Source organism: Catellatospora tritici (genome assembly GCF_019083965.1).
Classification (GTDB): Bacteria; Actinomycetota; Actinomycetes; order Mycobacteriales; family Micromonosporaceae; genus Catellatospora; species Catellatospora tritici.
Window position 1 is genome coordinate 476,004 of the sequence record NZ_JAHRCY010000002.1, and the last position, 14,986, is coordinate 490,989.

Annotated in this window: 14 protein-coding genes; 9 read left to right on the plus strand and 5 right to left on the minus strand. The window is 69.9% G+C overall.

The genetic code is table 11. From position 1 onward, the window contains the following. Nucleotides 1-26 precede the first annotated feature (26 nt). The gene (gene mdh / locus KUA19_RS05980; protein WP_217395081.1) at nt 27-977 is read right to left on the minus strand and encodes a malate dehydrogenase; all 951 of its coding nucleotides are present in this window, start codon (nt 975-977) and stop codon (nt 27-29) included. A 125-nt stretch (nt 978-1,102) separates the two neighbouring features. Then, complete coding sequence (locus KUA19_RS05985; protein WP_217395082.1) at nt 1,103-1,966, minus strand: bifunctional methylenetetrahydrofolate dehydrogenase/methenyltetrahydrofolate cyclohydrolase; 864 nt, start codon at nt 1,964-1,966, stop codon at nt 1,103-1,105. A gap of 626 nt (nt 1,967-2,592) precedes the next feature. Between KUA19_RS05985 and KUA19_RS05990 the strand changes: the two genes are divergently transcribed. From KUA19_RS05990 to KUA19_RS06010, 5 genes are all read left to right on the plus strand, one after another. Then, nucleotides 2,593-4,221 (plus strand): peptide ABC transporter substrate-binding protein, encoded by a 1,629-nt coding sequence (locus tag KUA19_RS05990; RefSeq protein WP_217395083.1) that lies wholly within the window; start codon nt 2,593-2,595, stop codon nt 4,219-4,221. Between the two features lie 200 nt (nt 4,222-4,421). Continuing rightward, the gene (locus tag KUA19_RS05995; RefSeq protein ID WP_217395084.1) at nt 4,422-5,351 is read left to right on the plus strand and encodes an ABC transporter permease; all 930 of its coding nucleotides are present in this window, start codon (nt 4,422-4,424) and stop codon (nt 5,349-5,351) included. Between the two features lie 10 nt (nt 5,352-5,361). Further along, entirely contained in the window at nt 5,362-6,339 is a 978-nt protein-coding gene (locus KUA19_RS06000; RefSeq protein ID WP_217395085.1) for an ABC transporter permease, read from the plus strand. 5 nt (nt 6,340-6,344) lie between these two features. Next, nucleotides 6,345-7,373, plus strand: a complete 1,029-nt coding sequence (locus tag KUA19_RS06005; RefSeq protein ID WP_217395086.1) for an ABC transporter ATP-binding protein — start codon at nt 6,345-6,347, stop codon at nt 7,371-7,373. Beyond that, entirely contained in the window at nt 7,357-8,400 is a 1,044-nt protein-coding gene (locus KUA19_RS06010; RefSeq protein WP_217395087.1) for an ABC transporter ATP-binding protein, read from the plus strand. The genes KUA19_RS06005 and KUA19_RS06010 overlap by 17 nt, the downstream gene beginning before the upstream one ends. A gap of 254 nt (nt 8,401-8,654) precedes the next feature. On the opposite strand, the gene purH is transcribed toward KUA19_RS06010, so the two are convergent. Both purH and purN read right to left on the minus strand, forming a co-directional pair. Beyond that, nucleotides 8,655-10,250: a bifunctional phosphoribosylaminoimidazolecarboxamide formyltransferase/IMP cyclohydrolase gene (gene purH / locus KUA19_RS06015; RefSeq protein WP_217395088.1), complete on the minus strand. Its 1,596-nt coding sequence runs from the start codon at nt 10,248-10,250 to the stop codon at nt 8,655-8,657. Next, complete coding sequence (purN, locus tag KUA19_RS06020) at nt 10,247-10,852, minus strand: phosphoribosylglycinamide formyltransferase (protein ID WP_217395089.1); 606 nt, start codon at nt 10,850-10,852, stop codon at nt 10,247-10,249. Before purN ends, purH begins: the two co-directional genes overlap by 4 nt. Before the next feature lie 201 nt (nt 10,853-11,053). On the opposite strand from purN, the gene KUA19_RS06025 reads away from it, so the two are divergent. Beyond that, complete coding sequence (locus KUA19_RS06025) at nt 11,054-11,950, plus strand: DUF4190 domain-containing protein (protein WP_217395090.1); 897 nt, start codon at nt 11,054-11,056, stop codon at nt 11,948-11,950. 132 nt (nt 11,951-12,082) lie between these two features. Next, nucleotides 12,083-12,358, plus strand: a complete 276-nt coding sequence (locus KUA19_RS06030) for a CD225/dispanin family protein (protein WP_302498565.1) — start codon at nt 12,083-12,085, stop codon at nt 12,356-12,358. 47 nt (nt 12,359-12,405) lie between these two features. Here KUA19_RS06030 and KUA19_RS06035 read toward each other — a convergent pair whose 3' ends face one another. Further along, the gene (locus tag KUA19_RS06035) at nt 12,406-14,058 is read right to left on the minus strand and encodes a cell division protein PerM (RefSeq protein WP_217395092.1); all 1,653 of its coding nucleotides are present in this window, start codon (nt 14,056-14,058) and stop codon (nt 12,406-12,408) included. A 184-nt stretch (nt 14,059-14,242) separates the two neighbouring features. On the opposite strand from KUA19_RS06035, the gene KUA19_RS06045 reads away from it, so the two are divergent. Together KUA19_RS06045 and KUA19_RS42450 are read left to right on the plus strand one after the other, a co-directional pair. Continuing rightward, a complete protein-coding gene (locus KUA19_RS06045; RefSeq protein WP_308167351.1) occupies nt 14,243-14,578 on the plus strand; it encodes a DUF4190 domain-containing protein in 336 nt (111 codons plus the stop codon). Between the two features lie 18 nt (nt 14,579-14,596). Next, entirely contained in the window at nt 14,597-14,956 is a 360-nt protein-coding gene (locus tag KUA19_RS42450; RefSeq protein ID WP_254548680.1) for a hypothetical protein, read from the plus strand. The last annotated feature ends 30 nt before the right edge of the window (nt 14,957-14,986 follow it).

Sequence of the window (14,986 nt, forward strand, 5' to 3'; positions counted from 1 at the left end):
GTGCCCTTCGTCACGACGCGTGAGCGTCAGAGACCGGCTACGTCGGCCTGCTTGGCGCGGACGGCCTCGGCAGCCTCCTTCAGCCCGGCGAGCTCCGACTCGCTGAGGTCGGTCAGCACGATGTTCTTGGCGCCGGTGGCGCCGATCGCGGCCTCGACGCCGAGGTACACGCCGGAGATGCCGTACTCACCGTCGACCCAGGCGCAGACCGGCATGACCTCGCCGGAGTCCTCGGCCACGGCCTTGGCCATGCGGGCGGCGGCCGCCGACGGCGCGTAGTACGCCGAACCGGTCTTGAGCAGCGCCACGACCTCGGCACCACCGTTGCGGGTACGGGTGACCAGCTCCTCGATCTTCTCGGCGGGCAGCAGGTCGGACAGCGGCTTGCCGTCGACGGTGCAGCGCGACGGGACCGGCACCATGGTGTCGCCGTGCGAACCCAGGGTCAGCGTCTTGACCGAGCCCACCGGGACGCCCAGCTCCTCGGCGACGAAGTGGGTGAAGCGCGCGGTGTCGAGCATGCCGGCCTGGCCGATGACCCGGTTCTTGGGGAACTGGGTGGCGAGCTGGGCCAGCGCGGTCATCTCGTCCAGCGGGTTGGACACCACGATGACGACGGCGTTCGGCGCGTGCTTGGCGACCTGCTCGGCCACGCCGCGCACGATCTTCGCGTTGACCTCGAGCAGGTCCATGCGGCTCATGCCCGGCTTGCGCGGCAGGCCCGCGGTGATCACGACGATGTCCGACCCGGCGATCGCCTCGTAGCCCGAGCCGTCGACGCCGGTGGTGGCACCGATCACCTTGGTCTCGAAGCCCTCGATGGACCGCGACTGGTTGAGGTCCAGGGCCAGGCCCTCCGGCTTGCCCTCGATGATGTCGGTCAGCACGACCGTCTCGAAGACGTCGTACTCGGCGAGCCGCTGCGCGGTGGTCGAGCCGTAGAAACCGGCGCCGACGACGGTGACCTTCTTGCCCATTGGCACATACTCCCTGCTGGCGGACGTCTGGTGGTGACCAGCGCGGTCCTGTGACGAAGGTGTAACGATTCCGCACCATAGCCCGAGCCGTCTATGCGAGGCCCGCTGGGTGCGGCGGGTGTGGGCTAGCGCGCCGCCTCGGCCCGCTCGACCACGTTGGTGAGCAGCATCGCCCTGGTCATCGGGCCGACGCCGCCGGGGTTGGGCGACATGAACCCGGCCACCCCGGCCACGTCCGGGTGGACGTCACCGACGATGTGCTTCTTGCCGTCGGCGCCCTCCACCCGCGACACGCCGACGTCGAGCACGGCCGCCCCGGGTTTGACCATGTCCGCGGTGACGATGCCGGGCACCCCGGCCGCCGCGATGACGACGTCGGCCCGGCGTACGTGCCCGGCCAGGTCCTTGGTGCCGGTGTGGCACAGCGTCGCGGTGGCGTTCTCGGTGCGCCGGGTCAGCAGCAGGCCCATCGGGCGGCCCACGGTCACGCCGCGACCGATCACGACGACCTCGGCCCCGGCGATCGGCACGTGGTATCGGCGCAGCAGCTCGATGATGCCGCGCGGCGTGCACGGCAGCGGTGCGGGCACGCCGAGGACCAGGCGGCCAAGGTTGATCGGGTGCAGCCCGTCGGCGTCCTTGTCCGGATCGATCAGCTCCAGCACCCGCTGCTCGTCCAGGCCCTTCGGCAGCGGCAACTGGACGATGTAGCCGGTGCACGCCGGGTCGGCGTTGAGTTCGGCGACGGCGCGCTCGACATCGGACTGGGTGGCGTCGGCGGGCAGGTCACGACGCAGCGAGGCGATGCCGACCTCGGCGCAGTCGCGGTGCTTGCCGTTGACGTACCAGTGCGAGCCCGGATCGTCGCCGACCAGCACGGTGCCCAGGCCGGGCACCACGCCGCGGGCCGCCAGCTGCGCGACCCGCTCGCGCAGGTCGGCTTTGATCGCCGCCGCGGTCTCGGTGCCGTTGAGGATCGTCGCCGTCATACCGCCGATCCTGCCACCTCGCCACATTCCTCCGAACCGGGACATGCCCACCCGCCGTCGGCACCACCCCGCCACGCCCTTCCATACACGTTGGCCTATCTCATCGAGTCCTTCCTCCGGGACGTCGACTCGATAGGCCGACGTCGAAAGACAGCGGGACGAAGGCTCACGGCAACGTGGGCAAAGGTGAGGATCGGGCAGGGGTACGCCGAAAACCGGCGCTCAAGTTGATCTATTAAATGCCTGTTGACCTGGTCATATAACCGTAGGTAACAGTGTGATAGATCACCCTGTGGCCTTGGTGGCAGGATCTTCCATCATCTGGGACGACTTTTGGGGGCAAATCGGGCGGTGATCGTGTCCACGATGTGACCACCGACAGTCGCGCCCGTCACGCCGAGGATCAGGCATAATCCCCATAACGGTACATATGGCGGGCTGTCTCCTAATACCAAATCAGCTGGCAGATCCGCAAGTGGTCCACTCGTAGACTGTTGCGAATCTGCAACCCGCGAGTTTGGTGGCGGGCCAGCCTTCGTCCTACCTTTGCCGGACGTTGCACTGCGTGACAACGGCAGGTCAGCCTGCCGTCGATGCACGTGGGACGTAGGAGATGAGGAGGCTCAATGCAGGTCCGTAGGCTCGCGGCCTGGGCCGCTCTCCCGCTCGCTGTCACTCTGGGCCTGTCGGCCTGTGGCAAGAGCGGTGGCAGCGACACGGGTAGCACCAACCCCAACGGTGTCGTGTCGGTCGGAATCGCCGAACCGAAGCACCTGATCCCGACCAACACCTCGGAGACCAGTGGCTCCCAGGTGCTGGCGGCGCTGTTCGCCCCCCTGGTGGACTTCGACGAGGCCAACAAGCCGTACGAGGTCGCCGCGCAGGAGATCAGCACGACCGACAACAAGACCTGGACGATCAAGCTGAAGGACGGCTGGACGTTCCACAACGGCGAGCCGGTCACCGCCGACAGCTACATCAACGCCTGGAACTACGGCGCCTACGCCCCGAACGCCCAGGACAACAACTACTTCTTCGACAAGGTCGAGGGCTACGCGGCGCTCAACCCGGCCGACGCGAAGACCACCCCCACCGCGACCACCCTGTCGGGCCTGAAGAAGGTCGACGACAAGACCTTCACGGTGACCCTGAACGCGCCGTTCAGCGAGTTCAAGTCGCTGCTGGGCTACACCGCGTTCTACCCGCTGCCGAAGGCCGCGTGGGAGAGCGACACCGCCAGCCCGCTGGTGCTGAAGAAGGACTTCGAGCAGGCTCCGGTCGGCAACGGTCCCTTCAAGATCAAGGGTAACTGGAACCACGACTCGGGCATCGAGGTCGAGAAGTACGACGCCTTCGCCGGCACCAAGCCGACCATCGGTGGCGCGAACTTCAAGATCTACCAGAACGACGCCGCCGAGTACGCGGACCTGCAGGCCAACAACCTGGACGTGATCAAGCAGATCCCGACCGACAGCCTGCCGACCGTCCAGGGCGACCTGGGCGACCGCTACCAGACCAGCCCGGCCTCGACCCTGCAGGTGCTGGCGTTCCCGACCTTCGACCCGCGCTTCAGCAAGGCCGAGGTCCGCAAGGCCATCTCGATGGCGATCGACCGCGAGGAGATCGTCAACAAGGTGTTCCAGGGCTCGCAGCGGGCTGCCTACTCGTTCGTCTCCCCGGTCGTCGCGGGCTACCGCGACAAGACCTGCGGTGCGGCGTGTGAGTTCAACCCGACCGAGGCCAAGCAGATGTACACGGCTGCCGGCGGCCCCAAGTCGCTGAACATCACGTACAACGCTGACGGTGGTCACCAGGCGTGGGTCGACGCGACCTGCAACCAGCTGAAGACCAACCTGGGCGTCGACTGCGTCGGCACCCCGGAGCCGAAGTTCGCCGACCTGCTCACCAAGGCCAAGGCGAAGAAGGACATCGGCATGTTCCGCATGGGCTGGTCCATGGACTACCCGTCCATGGAGAACTACCTCGGCCCGCTGTACTCGACCAACGGTTCGTCGAACTACTACGGCTACAGCAACCCCACCTTCGACAACCTGCTGAAGGAGGGCTCGGCCGCGGCGACCCAGGACGAGGCGATCAAGAAGTACCAGGCCGCTGAGGACCTGCTCGCGCAGGACCTGCCGGTGCTGCCGCTGCGCTTCGGCCAGAACAGCTTCGGTCACTCGACCAAGGTCAAGGATGTTTCGCTCGACCTGTTCAGCCGGGTCGACCTGAACAAGATCCAGTACGTCGGCTGACGTAGGCGATCGACCTTGGAGGGTGGTGCCGGTCCGGCGGATCGGCACCACCCTCCGCGCCTGACTGAACCCCGCCCAGTCGCCCGCGGTTACCCGCGAGACCGGGTTTGTGCACTACCACCACGTCGACCGCAGCCCCGTGGTACGAACAATGCGACTATTCGTACCGAATTGTGCTGCCCGGTGAGAGAAGAACGACGATGTTCCGCTACATAGTGCGGCGCCTGCTACAGATGATCCTGGTCTTCATCGGGACCACCTTCATCGTCTTCACCCTGATGTTCGCGGGCGGCGAAGGCGACCCGATCCAGAACCTCGCCGGTGAGCGCCCCGTCTCCGCGATCCAGCGCGCCCAGCTGGAGAAGCAGTACCACTTCAACGACCCGTTTCTCCAGCGCTACTGGCACTACCTCTCCGACCTGCTCCACGGCGACCTCGGCACCTCGCTGACCGGCCGCCCTGTCAGCGAGATGATCCTGGAGCGCCTGCCCACCACGGCCATGCTCGCCACGATCGCCCTGCTGTTCGCCATGATCTTCGGCGTGCTGGCAGGTGTGCTCGCCGGCATCCGGCGCGGCGGCGTCTTCGACAACAGCACCCTCGTCCTCACGCTGGTCATCATCGGCATCCCGACCGTGGTGCTCGCCCCGATCGGCCAGCTGCTGTTCGGCATCAAGTGGCCGATCTTCCCGGCCACCGCCAACAACCCGGCCACGTGGTACGAGCTGCTCCTGCCCGGCATCATCCTGGGTGCACTGTCGCTGGCCACGGCGATGCGGCTGACGCGCGCCTCGGTCAGCGAGAATCTGCGCGCCGACTTCGTGCGCACCGCGCGGTCGAAGGGCATCCCCGCTCGCCGCGTCATCGGCGTACACGTGCTGCGCAACTCACTGATCCCGATCGTGACCTTCCTCGGTGTCGAACTGGGCTCGCTGATGGGCGGCGCGATCATCACCGAGAGCGTCTTCAACATCACCGGCATCGGCAACCTGCTGTACAAGAACCTCACCCTGGGCGATGCCCCCGTGGTCATCGGCACCGTGAGCGTGCTCGTCGTGGTGTTCCTTGTCGCCAACCTGATCGTGGACCTGCTGTACGCGGTGCTCGATCCGCGGATCCGGTACGAGTAGGCGGAAGACAATGAGTGAATTCGAGAACGTGACAGCCTCCGAGTTGCACACAGCCACCCCCGGCCCGGCCGGCGAGCCCAACGCCCCCGGGCAGCCGCACACCCTCGAGGTCAAGCGCGCCCGCAGCGCGACGGCCGACGCGTGGCACGACCTGAGCCGCCGCCCGCTGTTCTGGCTGGCCATGCTCATCACGCTGGTGGCGCTGGTGATGGCGGTGTTCCCGCAGCTGTTCACCAGCGGCGACCCGGGTACGGCCTGCCAGCTGTCCAACCAGAACGCCGGCCCCAGCGGCCCGGCCATCTTCGGCTACGACTACCAGGGTTGCGACGTCTACACCCGGGCGATCTACGGCGCGCGCAACTCGCTGCTGATCGGCTTCTGCGCCGCGCTGTTCGCAGGCGTGCTGGCCGTGCTGGCCGGTCTCACGTCCGGCTTCTTCGGCGGCTGGATCGACGCTGTCCTGTCCCGCCTCACCGACATCGTGCTGGGCCTGCCGCTGATCCTGGCCGGCCTGGTGATCATGAAGCGCGTGGACAACGCCGGCGGCGGCAACACCGCCCGCATCATCGCGTTCGTCCTGGTGCTCGGCGGCCTGGGCTGGACCACGGCCTCTCGGGTGGTGCGCTCCTCGGTCATCTCGGCCAAGCAGCAGGACTACGTCCAGGCGGCCCGGATGCTGGGGGCAGGCAACGGCCGCATCATGTGGCGGCACATCCTGCCGAACGCGCTGGCGCCCTTCCTCGTGGTGGTCACGATCGCGCTGGGCTCGTTCATCGCGGCCGAGGCGTCGCTGTCGTTCCTCGGCGTCGGCCTCGAACCGCCAGCCCAGTCCTGGGGCCTGCAGATCTCTCAGGCGTCGGGTATCGGCAAGGTCCGCACCAACCCGATCCCGCTGATCGTCCCGTCCACCTTCCTCGCGCTGACGGTTCTCGCCTTCATCATCCTGGGCGACAAGATCCGCGAAGCGTTCGACCCGAAGCTGCGGTGATCCACATGACTGACATTCAGGTGCAGCCGAGCGGCGCCCCCACCGGCCACGCTCTGCTGGAGGTGAAGAACCTCTTCGTCGAGTTCCACACCCGCGACGGCGTCGCCCGGGTCATCAACGGGGTGTCGTACCACCTCAACCCCGGTGAGACGCTGGCGGTGCTGGGCGAGTCGGGCTCGGGCAAGTCGGTGACCGCGCAGGCGATCATGGGCATCCTGGACATGCCGCCCGCGAAGATCCCCAGCGGCGAGATCCTCTACAGGGGGCAGAACCTGCTCACCATGTCGGAGGAGAAGCGTCGTCAGGTGCGCGGCAAGGAGATCTCGATGATCTTCCAGGACGCGCTCTCGGCCCTGAACCCGGTGTTCCCGGTCGGCTGGCAGATCTCGGAGACCCTGCGCACCCGCGCGGGCATGTCGAAGCGTGACGCCCTGGCCCGCGCGGTCGAGCTGATGGACCTGGTGAAGATCCCGGCCGCCAAGGCCCGGATCAAGGACTACCCGCACCAGTTCTCCGGCGGTATGCGGCAGCGCGTCATGATCGCTATGTCGCTGGCGATGGACCCGAAGGTGCTCATCGCCGACGAGCCCACCACGGCGCTGGACGTCACCGTGCAGGCCCAGATCATGGACCTGCTCGCCGACCTGCGTCGCGACCTCAACATGGGCATGATCCTGATCACGCACGACCTGGGCGTGGTCGCCGACGTCGCCGACCGGATCGCGGTCATGTACGCCGGCCGGATCGTCGAGCACGCCAACGTGCACGAGCTCTACAAGAACCCGGCGCACCCGTACACCGAGGGCCTGCTCGACTCCATCCCGCGGCTGGACTCCAAGGGCACCGAGCTCGCCACGATCAAGGGCCTGCCGCCGAACCTGCTGCGCCCGCCGACCGGCTGCGCGTTCCACCCCCGGTGCAAGTACGCCAAGGACCTGTGCCGGACCGACGTGCCCGCCTCGCTGAACCTCGGCAACGGCCGTACCAGCGCCTGCCACTTCGCTAAGGAGATGCTCGATGGCACACTCCGCTGAGAACATCACCCGGGCGGCGCGCCCGGTCGGTGAGCCGATCCTGCGGGTCGAGAACCTGGTCAAGCACTTCCCGATCACGCGCGGCATCCTCTTCAAGAAGAAGATCGGCGCGGTCAAGGCGGTCGACGGGGTCAGCTTCGAGCTGCACCGCGGCGAGACGCTCGGCATCGTCGGCGAGTCCGGCTGCGGCAAGTCGACGCTGGCCAAGCTGCTGATGCGGCTGGAGACGCCAACGGGCGGCCGGGCGCTGCTCAACGGCAGGGACATCTTCAAGATGGGCGGCGGCGAGCTGCGCCGACTGCGCCGCAACGTGCAGATGGTGATGCAGGACCCGTACACCTCGCTGAACCCGCGGATGACCGTGGGCGACATCATCGGCGAGCCGTACGAGATCCACAGCGACGTCGCCCCCAAGGGCGACCGCCAGCGCCGCGTGCAGGAGCTGCTGGAGCTCGTGGGCCTCAACCCCGAGCACGTCAACCGGTACCCGCACCAGTTCTCCGGCGGTCAGCGCCAGCGCATCGGCATCGCCCGCGCGCTCGCGCTCAAGCCGGAGATCATCGTCTGCGACGAGCCGGTGTCGGCGCTGGACGTGTCGATCCAGGCGCAGGTCATCAACCTGCTGGAGGGTCTGCAGCGCGAGCTGAACCTGTCCTACATCTTCATCGCGCACGACCTGTCCGTGGTGCGGCACATCTCCGACCGGGTCGGCGTGATGTACCTGGGCAAGATGGTGGAGATCGGCACGGACGCGGAGATCTACGAGCGGCCGACGCACCCGTACACCCAGGCGCTGCTGTCGGCGGTGCCGGTGCCGGACCCGGATGCCCGCGCCCACCGCGACGTCATCCGGCTCACCGGTGACGTGCCGTCGCCGGCCAACCCGCCGTCGGGCTGCCGCTTCCGCACCCGGTGCTGGAAGGCGCAGGAGCGCTGCACGGTGGAGGAGCCGCTGCTCATCCGCCGCGCGGTCGACCCGCACCCCAGCGCCTGCCACTTCGCGGAGCTGCGCAACCCGGTCGCCTGACGGCTGCCGAAAGCGGATCGGCGCCCTCGCTCGGAACCTCTGTGAGGTGGGGTCCTGAGCGGGGGCGCCGATCTTTTCGCATCCCACCCGCCTGCCGTTGCGCCCGTGGGTGCAGAGCAAGCGGGTGGGTGCAGAGCAAGCCCGTGGGTGCAGAGCAAGCCCGTGGGTGCAGAGCAAGCCCGTGGGTGCAGAGCAAGCCCGTGGGTGCAGAGCAAGCCCGTGGGTGCAGAGCAAAGTGCCGCCGGGCGACAGTGTCAGTGAGCGAAGTGGCGGGAGCCGGTGAAGTAGAGGGTGATCCCGGCGGCCTTGGCCGCCTCGATGACCTCCTGGTCGCGGACGGAGCCGCCCGGCTCGACGACCGCGGTGACACCCGCGTCCAGCAGCACCTGCAACCCGTCGGCGAAGGGGAAGAACGCGTCCGACGCGGCCACCGAGCCCTTGGCGCGGTCACCCGCCCGGGACACCGCGAGCTTGCACGAGTCCACCCGGTTGACCTGGCCCATGCCCACGCCGACGCTGGCACCGTCCTTGGCCAGCAGGATCGCGTTGGACTTGACCGCGCGCACCGCGCCCCAGGCGAACTCGAGGTCGTTGAGCACCTCCTCAGCCGCGGGCTCGCCCGCGACCAGGGTCCAGTTCTCCACGCTGTCGCCGTCGGAGTTGAAGCTGTCGCGGGTCTGCACCAGGATGCCGCCGGAGATCTGCCGCATCTCGGTGGGGCCCGGCCGGTACGCCGGGGCGACCAGGATGCGCAGGTTCTTGCGCGCGGCCAGGACCTCCACCGCGCCCTCGGCGTACGAGGGGGCCACCACGACCTCGGTGAAGATCTCCGCGATCTGCCGGGCCAGCTCGACGGTGACGTCGCTGTTGACGGCGATGACGCCGCCGAAGGCCGAGACCGGGTCGCAGGCGTGCGCCTTGGCGTGCGCGTCGGCGGCCGACACGGTGCTGACCGCGATGCCGCACGGGTTGGCGTGCTTGATCACCGCGACCGCGTGCACGCCGTCGAAGTCGTGCACCGCGCGCCACGCGGCGTCGGTGTCGACGTAGTTGTTGTACGACATCTCCTTGCCGCCGAGCTGCTCCGCGCGCGCCAGACCGGCCGCCGAGGCCGGGTCGATGTAGAGCGCCGCCGCCTGGTGCGGGTTCTCGCCGTAGCGCAGCACCTCCTTGCGCCACACGCCCAGGCCCGCGTACTCGGGCCAGCACTGCGCGCCGGGGGCCAGCGAGTCCAGCTCGACCAACTCCTGAGCGCACCAGTTGGCCACGGCCACGTCGTAGTCGGCGATGTCGGCGAAGGCCCGCGCGGCCAGCGCGCGGCGCTCGCCGAGGGTGAAGCCGCCCTTCTCCAGCGCGGCCGCGATCAGGCCGTACTCGTTCGGGGAGGTGACCACCGCGACGTTGGCGTGGTTCTTGGCCGCCGCGCGGACCATCGCCGGGCCGCCGATGTCGATCTGCTCGACGCACTCCTCCAGCGAGGCGCCCGAGGAGACCGTCTGCGAGAACGGGTACAGGTTGGAGATGAGCAGGTCGAAGGGCTCGACCCCGAGCTCGGCGAGCTGGTCGCGGTGGCTGTCCAGGCGCAGGTCGGCCAGCAGCCCGGCGTGCACCTTCGGGTGCAGGGTCTTGACCCGCCCGTCCAGGCACTCGGGGAAGCCGGTCAGCTCCTCGACCCGGGTCACCGGCGCGCCCATCGTCTCGATGCGCTGCGCGGTCGAGCCGGTCGACACGATCTCGACGCCGTGCCGGCGCAGCACCGCTGCCAGCGACTCGAGGCCGGTCTTGTCGTACACGCTGATCAGCGCCCTGCGAATGGGCTTGCGCTCGCCGCCAGTGGGCTGCTCGCTCATCCGACGATCACCTTTCTGCCGTTGATGGTCCAACCGTCACGGGCCATCCGGCCGACGTAGTCGACCAGCTGCGCGCGCTCGGCGTCTTTGATGCGCTCGGAGAGGGTGTCCTCGGTGTCGTCGTCGAGCACCGGCACCGCGACCTGGGCGATGATCGCCCCGGTGTCCATTCCGCCGTCCACGAAGTGGAGGGTCGCCCCGGCGACCTTCACGCCGTACGCCAGGGCGTCACGGGGGCCGTGGATGCCGGGGAACGACGGGAGCAGCGCGTTGTGGGTGTTGATGTAGCGCCCCTCGAACCGCTCCAGGAACGCCTTGCCCACCAGTTTGAGGAACCCCGCCCCGATCACGAGGTCGGGCCGGTGCTCGGCGGTGAGCGCGGTGAAGGTTTCGTCCCAATCGTCGCGGGTAGCGAAGTCGGGGACGCGGACGACGTAGGAGGGCACTCCCGCGGCCTGGGCGCGGGTCAGGCCGGCGATGCCGTGCCGGTCGGCGCCGACGGCCACGACGGTCGCGCCGTACGTGGGGTCGGCGCAGGCGTCGAGCAGGGCTTGCAGATTCGTACCGGAGCCGGAGACCAGGACGACGAGGCGAGCGGTCACAGCAGCACCCTATCGGGCTGGCGACGGTCCGCTCACGGCGGGTATGGCGATGATTTACGGCGTTTTGCCCGACTAACCGACTGATAAAGCGGATATTGAGGACAGAACTGCATTCCAGGACGCGTCTGTCCCGGCACCGAGCCACTGCGACACCACCGCGGTGCCGAACCGGCGCGTGCTGCCGAACGCGAGGAGCCGACCTTGACGCAACCGCCGACGCCGCCGGAGACGCCGGACGAGCCGCACCGCCCGTACGAGCCGCCGGCCCGGAGCGACCAGCCCGGCTCACCGGACGTGCCGCCCCCGCCGGGCGAGCCGGTGCCACCGCCTCCCGAGGGAACCGAGACGCCGGAGGGCACGCCCGAGCCGCCGAGCTGGCCACCGCTGCACGACGCCACCGAGAGCCCGTACAGCCCGCCGCCGCCGGAGCCGTACCAGCCGCCGCCGACGCTGAACGACCCCACGGCACCGCCGCCGCCCGGACCGCCGACCCCGCCACCGCCGCCGGTCCCGCCGGTGCCCGAGCCGCCGATCCCGCCCGTGCCGTCCCCGCCGACAATCTCGGACCCCGCCGAGCCCGGTGCCACCGGTTCGGGCTGGCCGGAGCCGACCGGCTCGAATCCGTACGCGAGCGAGCCGCCTGCCTACGAGCCGCCGGGGCCACCGGCCGTGCCGCCGCCACCCCCGGGCACCGAGCCCTACCGCAGCCCCGGCACCACCTACGGCGAGCCAACCACGCCGCCACCACCACCGCCGATCGGCTACGGACCGCCGCCGCCGCCGCTGGGTCCGGGCCAGGGCACCGTCTACCAGCGCGCGGGCGGCGCCCAGAACAACCTGCTCGGCTGGATCGGCCTGGTCTGCGGCGTCCTCAGCACCGGTTGCTGCTGCTGTCCCTGGCTGAACGGACTGCCGTTCATCGGCGGCATCCCGGCCGTCATCCTCGGCTACCTGCACCTGTCCCGGGTGAAGAAGGGCCAGGCGTCGATGAGCTGGCTGGGCTGGGTTGCGATAGCGCTGGGTGTGATCGCCATCATCGGCGCCATCTGCGGACTGACCACCCATTGGAACAACAGGATCCTCAACCAGTACCGCTGAACGAGGTGACCGGTGGGACGGCCCGGACCGGGCCGTCCCACCGGTCACGTCCGGCACCCGCGCCAACTAGACTCCGCTCGGTCGGCATCGGCTCCCGCGCCAGCCGCCGCGACGACACCCCCGGAGTCCGCGTTGAGTCACGGCTCGCAGCCACAGGTCGACAACAACAGAGCGATGTCGATCATCGCCGTCCTGCTCTGCCCACCGCTCGGCATCATGGCGCTCATCAGCGCCAACAGGGTCAACCCGCTGCTGCGTGAGGGTGACTACGCCGGGGCGCAGGCCGCCCTGGCGACATCCCGGAAGTGGTCACGACCGGGTGTGATCGTCGGATTGGCGCTGTGGACGATCGGCTGCGTCTGCTGCGCCGTGCTCGTCACCGTGTTGGGCGTCCACGTCCTGAAGTGAGCCAACCCGACGGACGCGCGCCGTCTGTCCGGAAGCGACCGACACGGTCAGACGACGGATTCGGTCCGCTTCGCGCCCGGTCTGGCCGCGAACGCCCAGACCCCCGCCACCGCCAGCAGGCCCCCGAGGGTGACCACCAGCGCCGCCATCCCCGCCATCGGCCAGATCGCGGGACCGAAGCGCAGTGACCCGGTCGTGGTGCGCAGCACTCCGCCCGAGGCGTAGCCGACCGCCGCGCAAAGCAGCCCGGCCACCACGCCACCGACCGCCGCCGACCCGGCCATGCGCGGCCAGTTCGGCCGCGGCTTCACCACATCGCCCTGACGGGTACGCCGGGGACGCAGCCTTCGGTGCGCCAGCAGCACCACCGCCAGCGCGCCGCCGAGCAGCGGCAGGACCGTCAGCAGCCAGCCGACCCCGCGCAGCGGCGCCTGCGGGACTCCGGCGAACACCGGCAGCCCGGTCCGGGGCAGCGTGCCCGCCTCGAAGCCGGGGCCCAGCAGGTACGACGCCGCCCAGACGGACAGGTTCGGCCCGTAGGCCAGGCACAGCAGAACCGCCCCGACCTGCCCGAGCACGCCGCCCGGGAACTCGGCGAGCCGATGCGAGGCCTCGGCCCCGTTCACGGCCACGGCCAGACCGACCGCACCGGCGCCGACGCCCATGATGAGCAGCGTCGCCACCACCCCGACCCGGATCCCGTCGCGCAGCAGCAGCGGGGTCAGCCGGGCCAGCCGCCGCACCACTCCGCCGCTGCGGGCCGCGCCCAGTCCGGCCGCGGCCAGGCCCAGCACGGCGAAGCTGATCGCCGCGCGCCAGGGCGTCACCAGGATGCCCGGCCCGTCCACGAGCGCCGCGGCACCCACCCCGAGCCCGCAGTACACGACGCCGACGGCGCCCGCGGCCAGGGCGGCGTGCCGGATCGACCCGCTGCCCTGCGCGCCCAGCGCGCGTACGGTGTGCACACCGGCGCGGCTGAGCCGCCACAGCGCCACCGCGGTCAGCAGCAGCGGTGGCAGGTCCAGGGTGGCCAGATGCTCGTTGAGCGGGCCCGTCAGCGGCACCCCGTGCCCCAGCAGCCAGCCGGACAGCGCCACCCGGGCGGACAGGCCCAGCTCGACCGGCCCCTCCACGGACCGGGCGCCCACGGTCAGCAGGAGCAGCGGCAGGAGTGTCTGCAGCGCGGCCCAGACCGTGTTGACCAGCGCGGCGATCGGCAGCGGGGCACCTCGGGGCCGCAGCGAACCCGTCGGCCGCCCGCGCGAGAGCAGCACGGTCTCCCGGTAGGCCAGGTCGTCGCGCGGCGGCAGCAGCACCGTCTCGCGGGTGGCCAGGTGCCCCGGCGTGAGCAGCACCGTGTCGTGGGTGGTGACGTCGTGCTCGGGATCCCGCGCGGGTAGTGGGTCGTCGGGGCGGGCGGACTCCAGCAGCACCGCCGCCTCCTCGGCGGCGGCCGCCTCGGCTTCGGGCTCGCCGTCGCGCGGTGCCGCACCGGTCCCCGGCGTGTCTTGGCCGGTCGCGGCTTCGGGCGTGGCGGCTCGCGGTGCCGCACCGGTCACCGGCCCGTCGTGCTCGGTCGCGGGGGCGTCGGCTCGCGGAGCGTCGACTCCGCGGGGGGAGCTCCCGTTCACCGCGCCGGACGCGCTGTCGCCGTCCGGAACGCGGCCGCCCGGCACCGCGGGACGCAGCTGTGTCGGCACGCGCCCAGGCTCGTCCGGCCGCCCGGACGGCGACTCGTCGAGGGGCCCATCATGTTCCGCCATCAGGCGATACCTAACCACAAACGAGGCGTGATGACCACGATCCCTACCCCGTGGCCATTTCGACCCGATATGCGAGTTAGGAGGGTTACGCTGCGATCAGGTCCCTACCGAGGGAGGCACCGTGACCTACACACCGCCGCCGCCGAGCGTGCCGCCGCCACCACCGCCACCGCCGGTGCCGCCACCACCGCCGCCGCCGAACCTGCCGCCGGGCCCGGTGACCCCCGGTGGCGGCCAGGACAAGGCGAAGATATTCGGCATCATCGGCATCGTCACGGCCATCTGCTGCACCGGCGTGCTCGGCATCATCTTCGGCTGGCTGTCGCTGCGCGAGGCCAAGCGGACCGGCACCTCGACCGCGCTGGGCTGGATCGCGATCGTGCTGGGTGTGCTCGCCCTCTGCAAGGACGTCTGGGTGTTCCGCTACGGCGTGTTCAACAACGGGCAGAACAAGTAGTCCGGATCGGGGGAAGCGATGACGAACGAACCGTTGCCACCGCACGAGCCGGTGCCACAGTTGCCACCACCACCACCGCCACCGGTGCCGTCGCCGTACGGAGTGGCGCCGCCGCCGGCGGGCAAGGACAACACGCAACTGTTCGGCATCATCGGCATCGTGACGGCCGTCGCCTGCTGCGCGCCGGTGGGCATCCTGTTCGGCTGGCTGTCCATGAAGGAGGCCCGGGAACACGGTCAGGACCAGACCCTCGGCAAGGTCGCCTTCTGGCTGGGCATCGCGTTCACCATCCTGACCCTGCTGGGAGTGCTGGCGTGGTGCGCCGCGCTCGCCTTCGGCGGCGCGATGGGCGGGCACCGCTTCGACGGCGGCTACTGACCGGCGTACGCGAAAAGGGCGCCACCCCCG

What these genes read in the sequence shown, in the direction of transcription:
- mdh (WP_217395081.1), bottom strand. Translation starts at nt 977, where the DNA reads ATGGGCAAGAAGGTCACCGTCGTCGGCGCCGGTTTCTACGGCTCGACC.
- KUA19_RS05985 (WP_217395082.1), bottom strand. Translation starts at nt 1,966, where the DNA reads ATGACGGCGACGATCCTCAACGGCACCGAGACCGCGGCGGCGATCAAA.
- KUA19_RS05990 (WP_217395083.1), top strand. Translation starts at nt 2,593, where the DNA reads ATGCAGGTCCGTAGGCTCGCGGCCTGGGCCGCTCTCCCGCTCGCTGTC.
- KUA19_RS05995 (WP_217395084.1), top strand. Translation starts at nt 4,422, where the DNA reads ATGTTCCGCTACATAGTGCGGCGCCTGCTACAGATGATCCTGGTCTTC.
- KUA19_RS06000 (WP_217395085.1), top strand. Translation starts at nt 5,362, where the DNA reads ATGAGTGAATTCGAGAACGTGACAGCCTCCGAGTTGCACACAGCCACC.
- KUA19_RS06005 (WP_217395086.1), top strand. Translation starts at nt 6,345, where the DNA reads ATGACTGACATTCAGGTGCAGCCGAGCGGCGCCCCCACCGGCCACGCT.
- KUA19_RS06010 (WP_217395087.1), top strand. Translation starts at nt 7,357, where the DNA reads ATGGCACACTCCGCTGAGAACATCACCCGGGCGGCGCGCCCGGTCGGT.
- purH (WP_217395088.1), bottom strand. Translation starts at nt 10,250, where the DNA reads ATGAGCGAGCAGCCCACTGGCGGCGAGCGCAAGCCCATTCGCAGGGCG.
- KUA19_RS42450 (WP_254548680.1), top strand. Translation starts at nt 14,597, where the DNA reads ATGACGAACGAACCGTTGCCACCGCACGAGCCGGTGCCACAGTTGCCA.